At 46.7% G+C, this 14,281-nt stretch carries 15 protein-coding genes; 10 read left to right on the forward strand and 5 right to left on the reverse strand.

Features of this window, described 5'->3' with window-relative positions; translation table 11 throughout:
• Positions 1-7: 7 nt before the first annotated feature.
• From ACYQ05_RS05060 to ACYQ05_RS05085, 6 genes are read left to right on the forward strand one after another with little or no spacing between them, the layout of a single operon-like run.
• Positions 8-2,344, forward strand: coding sequence for an LPS-assembly protein LptD (locus ACYQ05_RS05060; protein WP_459818927.1), 2,337 nt, complete (start codon positions 8-10; stop codon positions 2,342-2,344).
• 18 nt (positions 2,345-2,362) lie between these two features.
• Complete coding sequence (locus ACYQ05_RS05065) at positions 2,363-3,433, forward strand: peptidylprolyl isomerase (RefSeq protein ID WP_459818929.1); 1,071 nt, start codon at positions 2,363-2,365, stop codon at positions 3,431-3,433.
• An 11-nt stretch (positions 3,434-3,444) separates the two neighbouring features.
• Positions 3,445-4,440 carry a 4-hydroxythreonine-4-phosphate dehydrogenase PdxA gene (gene pdxA, locus ACYQ05_RS05070; RefSeq protein ID WP_459818931.1) on the forward strand — a complete coding sequence of 332 codons (996 nt, stop codon included), beginning with the start codon at positions 3,445-3,447 and terminating at the stop codon, positions 4,438-4,440.
• A complete protein-coding gene (gene rsmA, locus ACYQ05_RS05075; RefSeq protein ID WP_459818933.1) occupies positions 4,437-5,240 on the forward strand; it encodes a 16S rRNA (adenine(1518)-N(6)/adenine(1519)-N(6))-dimethyltransferase RsmA in 804 nt (267 codons plus the stop codon). Before pdxA ends, rsmA begins: the two co-directional genes overlap by 4 nt.
• Positions 5,240-6,088 (forward strand): symmetrical bis(5'-nucleosyl)-tetraphosphatase, encoded by an 849-nt coding sequence (locus ACYQ05_RS05080; RefSeq protein WP_459818935.1) that lies wholly within the window; start codon positions 5,240-5,242, stop codon positions 6,086-6,088. Before rsmA ends, ACYQ05_RS05080 begins: the two co-directional genes overlap by 1 nt.
• The gene (locus ACYQ05_RS05085; protein WP_459818937.1) at positions 6,085-6,699 is read left to right on the forward strand and encodes a hypothetical protein; all 615 of its coding nucleotides are present in this window, start codon (positions 6,085-6,087) and stop codon (positions 6,697-6,699) included. Before ACYQ05_RS05080 ends, ACYQ05_RS05085 begins: the two co-directional genes overlap by 4 nt.
• 79 nt (positions 6,700-6,778) lie before the next feature.
• On the opposite strand, the gene ACYQ05_RS05090 is transcribed toward ACYQ05_RS05085, so the two are convergent.
• Together ACYQ05_RS05090 and ACYQ05_RS05095 are read right to left on the reverse strand one after the other, a co-directional pair.
• Positions 6,779-7,087 (reverse strand): BolA family protein, encoded by a 309-nt coding sequence (locus tag ACYQ05_RS05090; RefSeq protein ID WP_459818939.1) that lies wholly within the window; start codon positions 7,085-7,087, stop codon positions 6,779-6,781.
• Entirely contained in the window at positions 7,065-7,904 is an 840-nt protein-coding gene (locus ACYQ05_RS05095) for an ion transporter (RefSeq protein ID WP_459818941.1), read from the reverse strand. Before ACYQ05_RS05095 ends, ACYQ05_RS05090 begins: the two co-directional genes overlap by 23 nt.
• A gap of 94 nt (positions 7,905-7,998) precedes the next feature.
• On the opposite strand from ACYQ05_RS05095, the gene ACYQ05_RS05100 reads away from it, so the two are divergent.
• Positions 7,999-8,250: a 2Fe-2S iron-sulfur cluster-binding protein gene (locus ACYQ05_RS05100; protein ID WP_459818943.1), complete on the forward strand. Its 252-nt coding sequence runs from the start codon at positions 7,999-8,001 to the stop codon at positions 8,248-8,250.
• A 95-nt stretch (positions 8,251-8,345) separates the two neighbouring features.
• Here ACYQ05_RS05100 and gatB read toward each other — a convergent pair whose 3' ends face one another.
• Genes gatB through gatC form a run of 3 tightly spaced genes read right to left on the reverse strand, consistent with a single transcriptional unit; the run spans position 8,346 to position 11,565 of the window.
• A complete protein-coding gene (gatB, locus tag ACYQ05_RS05105; RefSeq protein WP_459818945.1) occupies positions 8,346-9,785 on the reverse strand; it encodes an Asp-tRNA(Asn)/Glu-tRNA(Gln) amidotransferase subunit GatB in 1,440 nt (479 codons plus the stop codon).
• A complete protein-coding gene (gatA, locus tag ACYQ05_RS05110; protein WP_459818946.1) occupies positions 9,782-11,251 on the reverse strand; it encodes an Asp-tRNA(Asn)/Glu-tRNA(Gln) amidotransferase subunit GatA in 1,470 nt (489 codons plus the stop codon). The genes gatB and gatA overlap by 4 nt, the downstream gene beginning before the upstream one ends.
• 11 nt (positions 11,252-11,262) lie before the next feature.
• Positions 11,263-11,565: an Asp-tRNA(Asn)/Glu-tRNA(Gln) amidotransferase subunit GatC gene (gene gatC, locus ACYQ05_RS05115; RefSeq protein WP_459818949.1), complete on the reverse strand. Its 303-nt coding sequence runs from the start codon at positions 11,563-11,565 to the stop codon at positions 11,263-11,265.
• A gap of 223 nt (positions 11,566-11,788) precedes the next feature.
• Between gatC and ACYQ05_RS05120 the strand changes: the two genes are divergently transcribed.
• From ACYQ05_RS05120 to mreD, 3 genes are all read left to right on the forward strand, one after another.
• Complete coding sequence (locus ACYQ05_RS05120; RefSeq protein ID WP_459818951.1) at positions 11,789-12,841, forward strand: rod shape-determining protein; 1,053 nt, start codon at positions 11,789-11,791, stop codon at positions 12,839-12,841.
• 137 nt (positions 12,842-12,978) lie between these two features.
• Positions 12,979-13,770, forward strand: coding sequence for a rod shape-determining protein MreC (gene mreC / locus ACYQ05_RS05125; protein WP_459818953.1), 792 nt, complete (start codon positions 12,979-12,981; stop codon positions 13,768-13,770).
• A gap of 8 nt (positions 13,771-13,778) precedes the next feature.
• The gene (gene mreD, locus ACYQ05_RS05130) at positions 13,779-14,276 is read left to right on the forward strand and encodes a rod shape-determining protein MreD (protein ID WP_459818955.1); all 498 of its coding nucleotides are present in this window, start codon (positions 13,779-13,781) and stop codon (positions 14,274-14,276) included.
• The last annotated feature ends 5 nt before the right edge of the window (positions 14,277-14,281 follow it).

The raw sequence follows: 14,281 nt of genomic DNA on the forward strand, positions 1-14,281 counted from the left end.
TCGATCGATGTCTCAAATTTTGCCTAACTTTTGGCAAAGCGTGTGCTTATCTTGCCTACTGGCAGCAGCAACCCCCGCTGTCAGCAGCAATCCAGTTGCCACCCCAGACGAATGCTTACCCGCTTTTATTACACCGCCTCAGCAGCCCCCTGCGAAAACAACCAAACCCTATCACCTGAGCGCAAATGAATTACAACAACCCGATCCCCACACCTATAACTTGCTCGGTGACGCGAAATTGTTGGCGCCGGGACGCATTATTCTTGCGAAACACCTGTCTTTTAACCGGCTGACACAACAGGCAAACGCCTTTGGCCAAGTGCGCCTCATCCAACCCGATCTATTGATCACCGCACAGCGCCTCAACTTAAATAAAAAAAACCAAACCGCTTTGATTACCGATGCGCTCTATCAACTGCTGCCGAGTCGAGCCTATGGTCAAGCCAACACTATTGTCATTGATAGAAAAACGCAAATCACACGTTTAAAAAATGCCACCTATACCACCTGCCCACTTCGCAGCAAGCTTAAATGGATGGATGGCAGCCTCTATCAAACTGCCTATGATCACAATGTCGCTTGGGAGCTCAGCTCAGAAAAAATCCGCCTCGATCAGAAAAAACGGCGGGTTTATGGCTATAACACCTGGCTCCATTTTTATCATGTACCGATTTTCTATACCCCTTATTTCAACTTCTCATTGGATGATCGCGACAGTGGTCTGCTGTTTCCCACTTTCGGGGTTCATCGTTCAATTAATGATAACTCCCGAAATGCCTATTGGCTGCAACCCTACTATTTTAATCTCGCCCCCAATTATGATGACACCTTAAGTCTTTTATCCATGCAAGATAGAGGCTTCTTATTGGACAATGAGTTCCGTTATCTCAACCCTATTCATCAGGTAACACTAACGGTTGGAGGCGGTCATGATCAAATCGTCGCTCGAGATGGGCTGAAATACTACCTAAACAATGACACCATTGAGACGGGTAAAAAAGCAGCTGATCGCTGGCGGGTGAAACTCAATGCCCAGCAACATTGGAATGCACATTGGCAAAGCGAAATTAATTGGCAAAAAGTCTCAGATTATGCGTTTTACAGTGATTACCCTATTGATGAACCTCTGATTAATCAAAGTACCGTCTCTCGGCATGCGAAAATTCGTTATAACCAAAACTTTTTCAGTGGACAACTAGATGGACAGCTGGTGGTTTCTGATAACCTACGTTTACGTAAAGATGCCGCCTACAACTATGAACAAAAGCCCAGTTTCACCTTAAGCTATCGACAGTTGATCGCTGATCAAGTGCAAGCAGATTTATTGACGGACATCACCGAATTCCAAATCAGCCATCCTGGCCTCAATAAACCGGAGGGAGTTCGACAATATTTTCAACCACGCTTAGCCTATCGCCTTGCGAAACCTTATGGCTATTTAGCCCCTCAAATTCAGCTTAATGCACTGCAATATCGACTGGAAGAACGTTCAACCGGTACCCAAGACCCAGACGCGACATTTATTCCGCAATACGCGCTTCGTGGTGGTCTTATTTTTGAACGCAACTTCTCACTGAATCAACTCGCCCTGACCCAAACCCTCATGCCTGAATTTCAGTGGCTCTACACCCCCTATGTTAAACAAGATCAAAACCCCCTATTTGATACACAAGCCCTGAGCCTTAATTTCTCCAACCTATTTGCCCTCAACCGCTTCAGCGGCTATGACCGTATTGGCGATACCCATCAATTGACCGCTTCAGTCACCACCGAACTATATACGCCCGATCACAGTCAACAATTTAAAGCGGCTTTCGGGCAAGTTTTTTACTTTGCTGATCGGAAAGTCTCACTGAGCAATAGCACGCCGGAAACAGCGCCGCTTTCCGATTACTATACCCAGCTCAGTTTTTTTGCACCGCACTTACAAATCAGTAACACCAGCCAGTGGAAAAGAGACACCTACGTTTTAGATGCGGCCAACTCCCGATTGCAACTTCAACTCCCCCCCAATTTCACCTTTTTGCTCAATAACCAAGCCAGCAACCTAAGCCATCCAAAATCAAAAGTAGAAACCATTTCCGGCGGATTCCTGTGGCAACCCACATCACAATGGCAATTCGGTACCTATATGCAGTATGATTACACCAACAATCTAAAGACAGATAATGAATATGCCATTCAATACAATAATTGCTGCTGGTCTGCCGAACTCTCACTTAATGAACAACAGCTACAAAGCGGCCTGTATAATTATGGTTTTAAGTTCATTATCGAGTTTAAAGGACTCAGTACACTCGGCACCCCCTTTAAGCAACGTTTAAAAGAGAAACTCAATTTTTAACAGAGAACAGAATTTTTTATGAACACCTTCACACCCTTTCACAAAATCAAAAAACCTCATGTGTACGCCATCGCTCTGCTGAGCCTCATTACCTTACTCCCATTCAATAGCGTGGGGGCAAAGGAGGCAGACACGCACGCGCTACCCAAGGTACCCGCAGATGCTCAACTTTTAGATCGCATTGCCGCCATTGTGAATGAGGATATTATTCTATTAAGTGATCTGAAGGCGCGGACGCAACAGACCCTTGCACAACTCAAGGCAAAAGGGATCGAAGTCAATGACCTCACGACCCTAGAAAAGAAGGTGTTAGACAGTTTAATTTTAGAAAAGCTAGAACTGCAAAAAGCAAAACAGCTGGGAATCAGGGTCACTGATGAAGAGCTGGCAAATGCCATCGCTCAAATTGCGAAAAAAAACCAGCTCACTTTAGAGCAATTACAACAAACTTTGAACCAGGAGAGCACCAATGGATTTGTACAGTTTCGGGAACAGCTTCGCAAACAGCTGCTGTTAGAAAAGCTGCAACAAAAAATCGCTCTGTCTAAAGCACAGGTGACTGAAGAAGAGATTGATAACTTTCTACAACGCAGTCAACTGCAACAAAACCAATGGCGCTATCACCTCGGTCACATTATGCTCGCTCTACCGGAATCCGCCAATGCAAAACAACGGGAAAAACTGAAACAAGAGATGGAAATTATTCGTCAAAAACTGCTTGCAGGTGAAAACTTTAGCCAAATCGCAATTCGCTTCTCTCAAGGCAGTAAAGCGCTGATGGGCGGGGATTTAGGCTGGTTAGACTACGATCAAATGCCGACCTTTTTTGCCAAAGAAGCCACACAGTTAAAAACAGGCGAAATCAGTCCCATTATTCGCAGCCCAGTTGGCTTCCACATTATTAAATTGATCGATAAAAAATCAAAACAACCGCATCAAGGCAGCAACGCTCGAGAGGCCGCTTTACAGACCTTGCGCTTACAAAAAGCCAATGAAGTGTTAGAACTCTGGCTACATCAGTTGAGAGCCAGCGCTTTTATCGACATTAAGTTGCCCGAATTACGCCCCCAATCCACCGCACAAAAATAGGCCAACCTGCTATGAGCACCCCTCGCTTTGTCATCACCTCTGGAGAGCCTGCCGGCATCGGTCCCGATTTAGTTTTGCAGCTGGCTCAGCAACCTTGGCCGCAACAACTGGTCATTATTGGCAATCAACAGCTCCTTGCAGAACGCGCCAAACAGCTCAACTTATCTGTGGATTTTGTGCCCTATTCCGCTGATATGCCGACGCAACCCAGTCAAGCGGGGCAACTGATTTTACTGGACCTGCCGCTCAAGGCGCCGGTAAAAGCGGGCCACCTCAATGTACAGAATGCCGACTATGTGATCCAGATGCTCCATCGCGCTATTGATGGCTGTTTAGCCGGCGAATTTCAGGCCATGATTACGGGTCCAATCCATAAAGGGGTGATTAATGAGGCTGGCTTACCCTTCAGCGGTCATACTGAACTGTTGGCCGAACGCAGTGGCACCGAACAAGTGGTGATGATGCTGGCCACGCCGGGGTTGCGTGTGCCTTTGGTGACCACGCATTTGCCCTTAAGAGAAGTGCCAGATGCAATTACGCCGCAAAAATTAGAGCAGGTCATGCGCATTTTACATCACAGCCTGCATCACCAATTTGGCATTGCCGAGCCGGTGATTTATGTCGCTGGTCTCAATCCCCATGCGGGTGAAGGCGGTCATATGGGGCGCGAAGAACTTGAAATCATCGACCCCACTTTGGAAAAAATTCGGCAAACACTCAAACCTGGAAAAATTATTGGCACCCTTCCGGCAGATACCCTATTTACGCCGAAATATATGGATCATGCGGATGCCATCTTAGCCATGTATCACGACCAAGGACTGCCGGTGCTAAAACATAAGGGCTTTGGCAAAGCGGTCAATATCACACTCGGCCTCCCCTTTATTCGCACCTCTGTCGATCATGGCACCGCTTTAGACATTGCCGGTCAAGGCAAAGCGAATGTCAGCAGTTTCTGCTATGCCATTGACGTCGCACAACAGATGATGGGCAAACAGTCAAAATGAGTCATCAACACAAAAAACGCTTTGGACAAAACTTCCTCAATAATCAGCAGGTGATTGCACGCATTGTGCGTGCCATTCATCCTCAAAGCGATGACCATATGGTTGAAATTGGTCCTGGGGAAGCCGCCTTAACTGCGCCCCTCCTCAAAACGGTTCAACGATTAGACATTATTGAAATCGATAATGATCTAATTGCCCCGCTGACGCAAAAATTTGGTCATCTCCCCAACTTTCATCTGCACCATACCGATGCCCTCACCTTTGATTACGCCAGTCTGCTACAAAATGAGACTGAAAAACTGCGCGTGGTCGGCAACCTCCCTTATAACATCTCCAGCCCTCTGATTTTCCACCTGCTCAATTATGCCGACCGCATTCAAGATATGCACTTTATGCTGCAAAAAGAGGTGGTGGATCGCATGACCGCTGAACCTGGTAGCAAAACCTACGGTCGCCTAAGTGTTATGCTGCAATACCGCTGTCAAACCCAAGCCTTATTTAAAGTTGGCCCACAAAACTTTACCCCACCACCCAAAGTCGACTCTGCTATTGTGCGCCTCATTCCCTGGCAAACGCTGCCTTTTCCCGCTGAAAACGAACGCGATTTCGCCGAACTGGTGAAAGCGGCTTTTGCCCACAAACGCAAAACCCTGCGCAATAACCTAAAAGAGATGCTCACTGCGCAAGAAATTGAAGCCTTAGGACTCAACCCATCTGTTAGAGCAGAGCAGCTGCCTATTGCTGACTTTGTCCGACTGGCCAATGCTTACAGTAAAAAACAGACTGAGGTGCGCGACTAATGGCCACCTACATCATTGGCGATCTACAAGGCTGTTTTGACCCACTTGTTCAATTATTAGACAAAATCCATTATCACCCCCAACAGGACCAACTCTGGTTTGCTGGCGATATTATTAATCGAGGCCCACAATCATTAGAGTGCTTGCGCTTTGTCAAGCAGACGGTGGAAGCCCAGGGGGGACAGATGGTGCTGGGCAACCATGACTTCCACCTGCTGGCCACCTATGCTGGGTTTACCCGTTTTCATTCCAAATCGGACACTCTCACTCAAATTCTTGAAGCGCCTGATTGTGACGAACTGGTTGACTGGCTACGAAAACAACCACTCATGGTTCAACACCCGCAACGCCGAGCCGTCATGGTTCATGCCGGCATTCCGCCACAATGGACCATAGAAGCCGCACAAAGCTATGCTCAAGAAGTAGAAACAGCGCTTCACAGCGATCGCTGGCAGTTTTTTGTCAAAAATGAACTTTGGGGCAGCGAACCTCGACACTGGTCACCACAACTGACCGGCTATGAGCGCTTAAGGTATATCGTCAACGCCTTTGTGCGCATGCGTTACTGTGACTCAGAAGGCACTTTAGACTTTGAACTCAAATCCAATCCAGAAAAAGTTGACAACCTTAACACCCCCTATCGCCCTTGGTTTAGCCATCCCAACCGAAAAAACAGCGATTATGAGATCTTTTTTGGTCACTGGTCGACTTTAGGGGCCATCGATGATTATCATGTGCATTCGTTGGATACAGGTTGCCTTTGGGGCGGAAAACTTACCGCTTATTGTCTAGAAACCGATCAGCGACATACCGTAAAATGTAAAGCTTATCAAAAGCCAAAAAGATGATGACTGAGACCACGCAGCCTGAAAACCCTTCCGATTTAACCATCTCGGAAGAAGAACAAAACAGAGTTAGGCAGCTGATTCCGACCGCCGATGAGATGTTGGAGCGGCTCTATGCGGTCGATATTGAAGCTTTCGACCTGAAAACCGTAACTTTAGAAATGATGGGAAATAAAGCTTGGCTATTTGTATCCGTTCTCCCCATCTCCGCCATTCTATTAGCCTTATTGACTTCTATCCTTTACTATTTTAGTGACAGCTTTATCATCAGCTTTTTACTCTCCGCGATGGCGGTATATATCTTTGGCTTAATCATGGGGTACTATGAACGCCACTATCGCCAAATCGCCTTTGCCGAAATTATGCGCCGCATCGCAGAAACGGAGGGGGATTTTGGCCTATTGATTCACTTTAAAGATTTTCTCCCCCCCAAATACCGCTATTTAATCAAATGCTTAAAGGAGGGCGTTTATACCTATGTTAAACACTATCAAAATGCCCTGCTCTTATTACAGACCAAACTCGATCCAGAAAAATTTACCCGCATCTGGTATCTAAAATACCCAGACATTGCACCGAAAGGCTATTTTGATCAAGCTGAAAAGGAAAAATAGCGGCATCAAATCCCCCTGCAATCATCGCTGCTTAAACAAGTAAAAAACCGCTCACTCATTGACTGCCACATTTCCCTTTTCAGCGTTTGCTGCCACCGGCACATTTAGGGGAAGCGGGCACGACTTTTTCCATGGCGGCCCACTCTTCAGGGGTATAGGTATGCAATCCCAGCGCAAAAACCTGTTGCATTAAGTCTCCAAGCGCACGATAGACGGCCTGCTGACGTTTAATTTTTGTGATCCCCTCGAAATCTGGCGAAACCAGTACCACCTTAAAGTGCGTTTCCGCTGCAGGACCTGCGTGGCGATGACTTTCATTTTCAATCACCAGTTCTTCAATCGAAAAATGGTCACGAATCGCTTGTTCAATCTGTTGTTGTATGGACATTTTGTTCTCCTTTGGAAGTTTCTAATTTTTGATGTAATTGCGCTAAAGAGTGCTTAATTTCCGCTAAATCTTTTTGTAAAATCTGCACCTCATTCTGTCCTTCATCGTGCAAAATTTTCTTATGCTCCTCATCTAATACATCTACCACAATCCCGATCATCATATTTAAAAAGACGAAGGCGGAAAAAAAGATAAAGGTAATATAGTAGATCCAACTCAATGGATAGACGGCCATGGTTTCATACATCACATCCGTCCAATCCTCAAAAGTAGCCACCCGAAACAGTGTCAAAAGCGAGATCCCCAAGTCTCCCCATAAGACTGGATTCACTTTTTCAAACAGAATGTTGCCCACCACCGCATAGACATAGAAAATAATAAACATCAATAACGCAACATAGCCCATTCGCGGCATCGCTTTGAGTAACGCATTGACTAAAAGCCGCAACTCTGGAATAAAAGAGATCAGTCGCATGACGCGGAATAGGCGTAAAATCCGTGCCAATAATGCATATTCTGAATCATTCAGCGGAATAAGACTGATCACCACAATGGTGAAATCAAATATATTCCACCCTTTTTTGAAAAAATCTAACAACTTGGGTTCTGCCGCGAGCCGAATCAGGATCTCCACCAAAAAGAAAAGCGTCACCGCATAATCGAGAGCCTCTAAGATGTTCTGAGCAGTTGCAGAAAGCGGATAGGTTTTCACACCGATGGCCACAGAAGACAGAATAATGACACCAATCACAAAAAGCTCAAACAGCTTATTGTCTCGGATGCGTTGTAGGGTTGCTTGTATGCCTGCGCTTTGCATTATCCAATGATCTCCTTAAAAATTCTGTATTGATAAAAGCTGAGTCTTGCTAAAATAGGCATGCATTTTAAATCTATTGATAAGGAAATAAAACATGGCAAAAATTACGGTATTAGGTCAAGGCGATTGTGAATTTAATGGACAATTCTCCATACTTGACGCTTTAGATGAATGTGGCTTTGATATGCCTTACAGCTGTCGTGGCGGTAGCTGTGGTGCTTGCGCTGTTCGTTTAGTCTCCGGCGAAGTAGAAAAAATCCAAGATACCGCCTATGAAACTCAACCAGGCGAAATTTTAACCTGCAGCACCATTCCCAAAGGGGATATCGTTATTGAGTTAATTTAAACTCAAAAATCCCCAGTCCTGCATGGCTTTTAAGCGCTTCTTTACGCCTTTTTGCGCTTTCAGGACTGGGGATTTTGGAAAAATTATTAACTTTTTTAGCCTTTAAGCTTCGCTTTTAATAATTCATTGACCTGTGCTGGGTTGGCTTGGCCTTTTGAGGCTTTCATCACTTGCCCGACAAAGAAGCCAAACAGTTTTTCCTGTCCGCCTTTGTAAGCGGCCACCTGCTGCGCATTATTGGCTAAGACTTCATCAATCATCGCTTCAATCGCACTGCTATCGGTAATCTGCTTCAGTCCTTTGGCTTCAATAATCTCATCTGCCGTCGCACCTTCCCCTTTCCACAACGCTTCAAAGACTTGTTTCGCGAGTTTACCTGAAAGGGTGTTATCCACCAAGCGCTGCAATAAGCCGCCCAGCTGTTCAGCAGAAACGGGACTCTGTTCAATGCTGAGCTCCGCTTGATTCAGAGCTTTAGACAGTTCCCCCATCACCCAGTTGGCACAGAGCTTGGCGTGATCTTGCCCGACGCAAGTCACCAAGGCTTCAAAATAATCTCCCACTGGGCGAGAAGCGGCTAGGAATTCGGCATCATAGGTGGACAGTCCATAGGCTGTTTCAAAACGGCTGCGTTTTTGATCGGCCAACTCCGGCATTTCAGCACGCACCTTCTCTATCTGTTCTTCGGTAATCCGTACAGGTAGGAGGTCTGGATCAGGGAAATAACGATAGTCGTTCGCTTCCTCTTTAGTACGCATCGAGCGCGTCACACCTTGTTCCGAATCAAACAGGCGTGTCTCTTGGACAATGCTACCACCACTTTCTAAAATCTCAATTTGGCGTTCAATTTCATACTCAATCGCCTGTTCAATAAAGCGGAAGGAGTTGATATTTTTCAATTCGGTTCTTGTGCCAAGCGGCGTTCCGGGACGGTGAATGGAGACATTACTGTCCACACGGAAAGAGCCCTCTTGCATATTGCCATCACAAATATCCAGATACTGCACCAGCTCATGAAGCTTTTTCGCATAGGCCACCGCCTCTTGCGCCGAATGCATATCCGGCTCTGAGACAATTTCCAACAGTGGCGTGCCGGCACGATTTAAGTCAATGCCCGTCATCCCCGGCACAATATCGTGCATCGATTTCCCCGCATCTTCTTCTAAATGCGCTCGTGTGACACGAACGACCTTTTTCTCACCCTCTATTTCAATCTCAACTTTTCCGCCCTTATCGACAATGGGCAGTTCAAACTGTGAGATTTGATACCCTTTTGGCAGGTCGGGATAGAAGTAGTTTTTGCGCGCAAATACTGAAGCACGACCAATCTCTGCACCAATTGCCAATCCAAAACGAATCGCCATATCGACCACACCTTGATTTAACACCGGTAAGGCACCTGGTAGGGCCGCATCTACAATGCTGACTTGGGTATTGGGCTCTGCACCATAGGCGGTTGAGCTACCGGAAAAAATTTTGGATTGCGTTTTTAACTGCGCGTGAATCTCTAAACCAATCACCACTTCCCAACTCATGAGCGTGCCTCCTCTGCAAAAGCGGCTGGCATTTGACGATGCCAGTCGGTGGTCTGTTGATATTGATGGGCGATATTGAGCAGTTTTGCCTCACTAAAATAGGGGCCAATGATATGTAACCCCACAGGGCGTCCATCAACAAAACCGGCAGGGATTGACATGCCCGGCAAGCCCGCTAAGTTCACCGGAATGGTGTAGAGATCCGCTAAATACATGCTGACGGGATCATCGGTTTTTTCACCTAAATTAAAGGCTGGCGTTGGCGCCACTGGACCCACAATCACATCACACTGCGCAAAAGCGCGTGTAAAATCATCACGCACAATGCGGCGTAGCTTCTGTGCTTTCAAATAATAAGCATCATAGTAACCTGCTGACAATGCATAGGCACCGACCATAATCCGCCGTTTCACTTCCTCACCAAAACCTTCGGTGCGGCTGCGAGTATACATATCTTGCAAATCCTGCGGATTGTCACAACGGTAGCCATAACGCACCCCATCAAAACGCGATAAGTTGGAAGACGCTTCCGCAGGGGCCAAGACATAATAACAAGGGACAGCTAAATCTTTATTGGGCAGACTGACTTCAACAATCTCTGCGCCTTGCTTTTCCAGCTCGGCAATGGCTGTTTTCACCACTTTAGCCACTCCCGCATCCAAACCTTCGGCAAAATACTCAGCAGGCACACCTACTTTTAACCCTTGAATCGGTTTTTCTAAATCAGCAGCATAGTCCACTTTCTCTTGGGGGTAGCTGGTGGAGTCTCTAAAATCATGCCCAGCCATGGCGGTAAGCAACCATGCTGCATCTTCAGCCGAACGGGACATGGGACCACCTTGATCAAAACTGGAAGCATAGGCAATCATCCCATAGCGCGATACGGCTCCATAGGTCGGCTTAATGCCGGTAATGCCACAGAAAGCCGCTGGCTGACGAATAGACCCCCCCGTATCAGAACCGGTCGCCCAAGGAGCCAATCCCGCAGCAACCGCTGCAGCAGACCCGCCAGAAGAGCCACCCGGCACTGCAGTCAAATCCCAAGGGTTTTTCGTTTGCCCGTAATAACTGCTCTCGGTTGAAGACCCCATGGCAAACTCATCCATATTGGTTTTGCCTAAAATCGGCAAACCGGCTTGTTTGAGCTGCGTGACCACATGCGCATCATAAGGGGAAATAAAGTTGTCCAACATTTTTGAGCCACAAGTGGTTTTAACATCTTCAGTACAAAAAATATCTTTATGCGCCAGCGGAATACCGGTGAGCGGGCCTGCTGTGCCAGCGGCAATCTGCGCATCGGCAGCCTTAGCCATCTCTATCGCCAATTCGGGCGTGACGGTAATATAGGCATTGAGTTCAGGATCCAATTTTTCAATGCGATCCAAATAGTGCTGGGTGAGCTCAACACTGGAAATTTCTCGACTCTGGAGCTTTTCGCTCATCTGTTTAATGGTCAGGGTATGCATAGGGCGGGTTCTCACTCAATCACTTGGGGCACTAGATAGACCCCTTTTTCACAATCAAAAGCCGGCGCAATGGCGGCTAACTGATCTCGTAAATTTGATTCCGTTACTTGATCTTTGCGCAAAGGTTGCATCTGCTCCAACGGATGGGCCATCGGTACAATGTTATCGGTATCCACCGCTTCCATCTGAGCAAACAATGCCAGAATATTATTCAACTGTTGAGCCACCTGTTCCGTCTGCTCATCCGCGACTTGAATGGCCACCAAATTGGCCACCTTTTCGACATCCTGTTTTCCTAAAGACACCTTACTCACTCCAAGCTCTTAAAGCAGCATAATTTAACACATTTCCCCCCTTCTTGGCGACACTTTACCTTTTGATCCTCTTGCATAAGATGGCGCCACCTCTAAAAATGACGCACCACTCAGACCCAGCGCGCTTTTCCCTTATCCTTATTAAATATTTTTTATAATAAGTCATCAACTCATGTAAAATAATGAAAATAGCCGTTTCATCTTAATAAGGATCTCAACCAGCATGTTTCGTAGAATAATTGGCCTCTTCTCTAACGACCTCTCGATTGACTTAGGTACCGCAAATACGCTTATCTATGTTCGAGATAAAGGTATTGTGCTCAATGAACCTTCTGTTGTGGCCATCCGCAATAACTTTGATGGGAGCCAAAATGCGCGCTCCATTGTTGCGGTCGGAGAAGGTGCAAAGCAGATGCTCGGAAAAGAGAACAAAAGAATCCAAACCGTTCGCCCTCTCAAAGATGGGGTCATTGCAGATTTTGAAGTCACCGAAAAGATGCTACAAGCCTTTATTCGTAAGGTGCATGAGGCGAAATTTTTCCAGCCTAGCCCACGTGTATTAGTCTGCGTGCCTTGTGGCTCCACCCAAGTCGAGCGCCGAGCGATTCGTGAATCCGCTGCAGGTGCTGGCGCACGCGAAGTGTATTTGATCGAAGAGCCGATGGCCGCTGCGATTGGCGCGGGCAAGCTGGTCAATGAACCCAAAGGGACCATGGTCGTCGATATTGGCGGGGGGACCACTGAAGTCGCCACCATCTCCTTAAACGGTATTGTCTGGTCAGACTCTGTGAAAGTAGGCGGAGATCGTTTTGATGACGCCATTATTAAATATGTCCGCCGCAATTACGGCATGGTTATCGGTGAAACGACTGCTGAACGCATTAAAAAAGAGATCGGCACCGCTTACCATGAAGTCGAACCCTCTACCATTGAAGTGCTGGGGAACAATATTGCAGAAACGGCACCACGCCGCTTTACGCTCAACAGCAATGAGGTGTTAGAAGCGCTACAAGAGCCTTTAGCACAAATTGTCAGTGCCGTGCGCACCGCTTTGGAAAACACCCCACCTGAACTCGGCGCAGATATTGCAGAAGAGGGCATCGCTTTAACCGGTGGCGGCGCACTGTTAAAAAACTTAGACACACTTTTGAGTGAAGAGACTGGAATTCCTGTACTGGTCGCAGATGATCCTTTGACCTGTGTCGCGCGTGGTGGCGGCATGGCATTAGAGATGATGGACAAAAATGGCACCATGGATGTTTTTTCATTTGAATAGCGGTTTGCTTGACTCAAATGAAGAGCGAATAAAGAATCCTCTCTATTTTTAGATGCAAGCAAACCCCATAGGATATGGGAGTCTAAACCATTACCTCTTATAGTGCATTACCGAAAAAAGAGAGCCATTATTTTTTAATGGCTTTCATTTTCAGCATCCTATTGATGCTAGCGGATCACTATGGACGCTATACAGATATGCTGCGCTTAGGGTTAACCACCCTTATCCAGCCCTTAGAGCAGGTTGCCAGCTATCCACAGCAGTTTTCTCAATGGCTCACCCACCGGCAGTCTACCACCGAAGCATTAGCCCTTGAAAATCAAAAGCTGCGTACAGAAAACCTACTGCTAAAAAATCAAATCCAGAGCCTCTCCCACTATCAACAAGAGGCGAAACGACTGGAGAAACTGCTAGGCACTTCTGCATCCCTACCCGATTATCAACCACAAATTGCCAATGTGATCTTCTATAGCCATCGACCCCTGGCGCAATTTCTGGAGATTGACAAGGGTCGACAAGAGGGCATCCAACCTCAGCAACCTGTGGTAGATGCCTATGGCATTATGGGACAAACCACCATCGTTATGCCATGGAGCAGCCGTGTTCTCTTGATTACAGACCCTGACAGCCAGATTCCCGTTCGCATCCGCCGGACTGGACAGCGCGGCATGCTGACCGGCATTGGGCACGATCAGACTCGATTAGATTTTATCCCCAGCAGCAGTTCTGTCAAAACTGGGGATCTGATTGAAACCTCCGGTCTTGGACAAGTGTTTCCAGCCGGCTACCCAATTGCTGAAGTGACTGCTGTTCGCACCCTTCCCGAATCGCCTTATTTGTTGATTTTGGCTCAGCCTATTGCAAAAATTAGTCTATCTTATAAGGTATTAGTCTTAGTTAAAAAACCGCACCCTAACTCTAAAAAATAAATGCCCTTATGAATGCACCGACCTCAGCCTCCATCTCCCATACCCCCTCAAGATCTTTAGTCATCGGCAGTTATCTGCTGGCCATTATTTTAGATGCCATGTTACTCAGCTCACCATTATACTGGCTTCCCCCCATCAGTTTACTGGTGGTTATTTATTGGAGTACTGAAAATCTCACCCAAACTTTTATTCCTTCCGCTTTTATTCTAGGTCTCATCTATGATGCACTCAATCAGAGCTTGCTTGGGGCACATGCCCTCTTATTCTCACTGTTCCTATTTTTAATCTTGCGCTTTCGACTCCGCTTTCGGCTGTTCACCTTTGTACAACAAGCCCTTACCCTCATTCCCTTTTGCTTTCTCTACCAAGGGTTACTCTGGTTTTTAACCCCCCATCCGCTGACCGCTGAAAGCCTCTGGCTCTATTGGCTCTCCCCTTTTAGTCTACTGCTCTTGTGGCCCATTATCGCCTTGCCATTGCGTTATTTATCGCTTAAGGCCGCTTAGGAATT

Source organism: Galenea microaerophila (assembly GCF_054657255.1).

Excerpts from the sequence above, each read along its gene's own strand:
- ACYQ05_RS05060 (WP_459818927.1), top strand. The coding sequence starts at position 8 with ATGTCTCAAATTTTGCCTAACTTTTGGCAAAGCGTGTGCTTATCTTGC.
- ACYQ05_RS05065 (WP_459818929.1), top strand. The coding sequence starts at position 2,363 with ATGAACACCTTCACACCCTTTCACAAAATCAAAAAACCTCATGTGTAC.
- pdxA (WP_459818931.1), top strand. The coding sequence starts at position 3,445 with ATGAGCACCCCTCGCTTTGTCATCACCTCTGGAGAGCCTGCCGGCATC.
- rsmA (WP_459818933.1), top strand. The coding sequence starts at position 4,437 with ATGAGTCATCAACACAAAAAACGCTTTGGACAAAACTTCCTCAATAAT.
- ACYQ05_RS05080 (WP_459818935.1), top strand. The coding sequence starts at position 5,240 with ATGGCCACCTACATCATTGGCGATCTACAAGGCTGTTTTGACCCACTT.
- ACYQ05_RS05085 (WP_459818937.1), top strand. The coding sequence starts at position 6,085 with ATGATGACTGAGACCACGCAGCCTGAAAACCCTTCCGATTTAACCATC.
- ACYQ05_RS05090 (WP_459818939.1), bottom strand. The coding sequence starts at position 7,087 with ATGTCCATACAACAACAGATTGAACAAGCGATTCGTGACCATTTTTCG.
- ACYQ05_RS05095 (WP_459818941.1), bottom strand. The coding sequence starts at position 7,904 with ATGCAAAGCGCAGGCATACAAGCAACCCTACAACGCATCCGAGACAAT.
- ACYQ05_RS05100 (WP_459818943.1), top strand. The coding sequence starts at position 7,999 with ATGGCAAAAATTACGGTATTAGGTCAAGGCGATTGTGAATTTAATGGA.
- gatB (WP_459818945.1), bottom strand. The coding sequence starts at position 9,785 with ATGAGTTGGGAAGTGGTGATTGGTTTAGAGATTCACGCGCAGTTAAAA.
- gatA (WP_459818946.1), bottom strand. The coding sequence starts at position 11,251 with ATGCATACCCTGACCATTAAACAGATGAGCGAAAAGCTCCAGAGTCGA.
- ACYQ05_RS05120 (WP_459818951.1), top strand. The coding sequence starts at position 11,789 with ATGTTTCGTAGAATAATTGGCCTCTTCTCTAACGACCTCTCGATTGAC.
- mreC (WP_459818953.1), top strand. The coding sequence starts at position 12,979 with ATGGCTTTCATTTTCAGCATCCTATTGATGCTAGCGGATCACTATGGA.
- mreD (WP_459818955.1), top strand. The coding sequence starts at position 13,779 with ATGAATGCACCGACCTCAGCCTCCATCTCCCATACCCCCTCAAGATCT.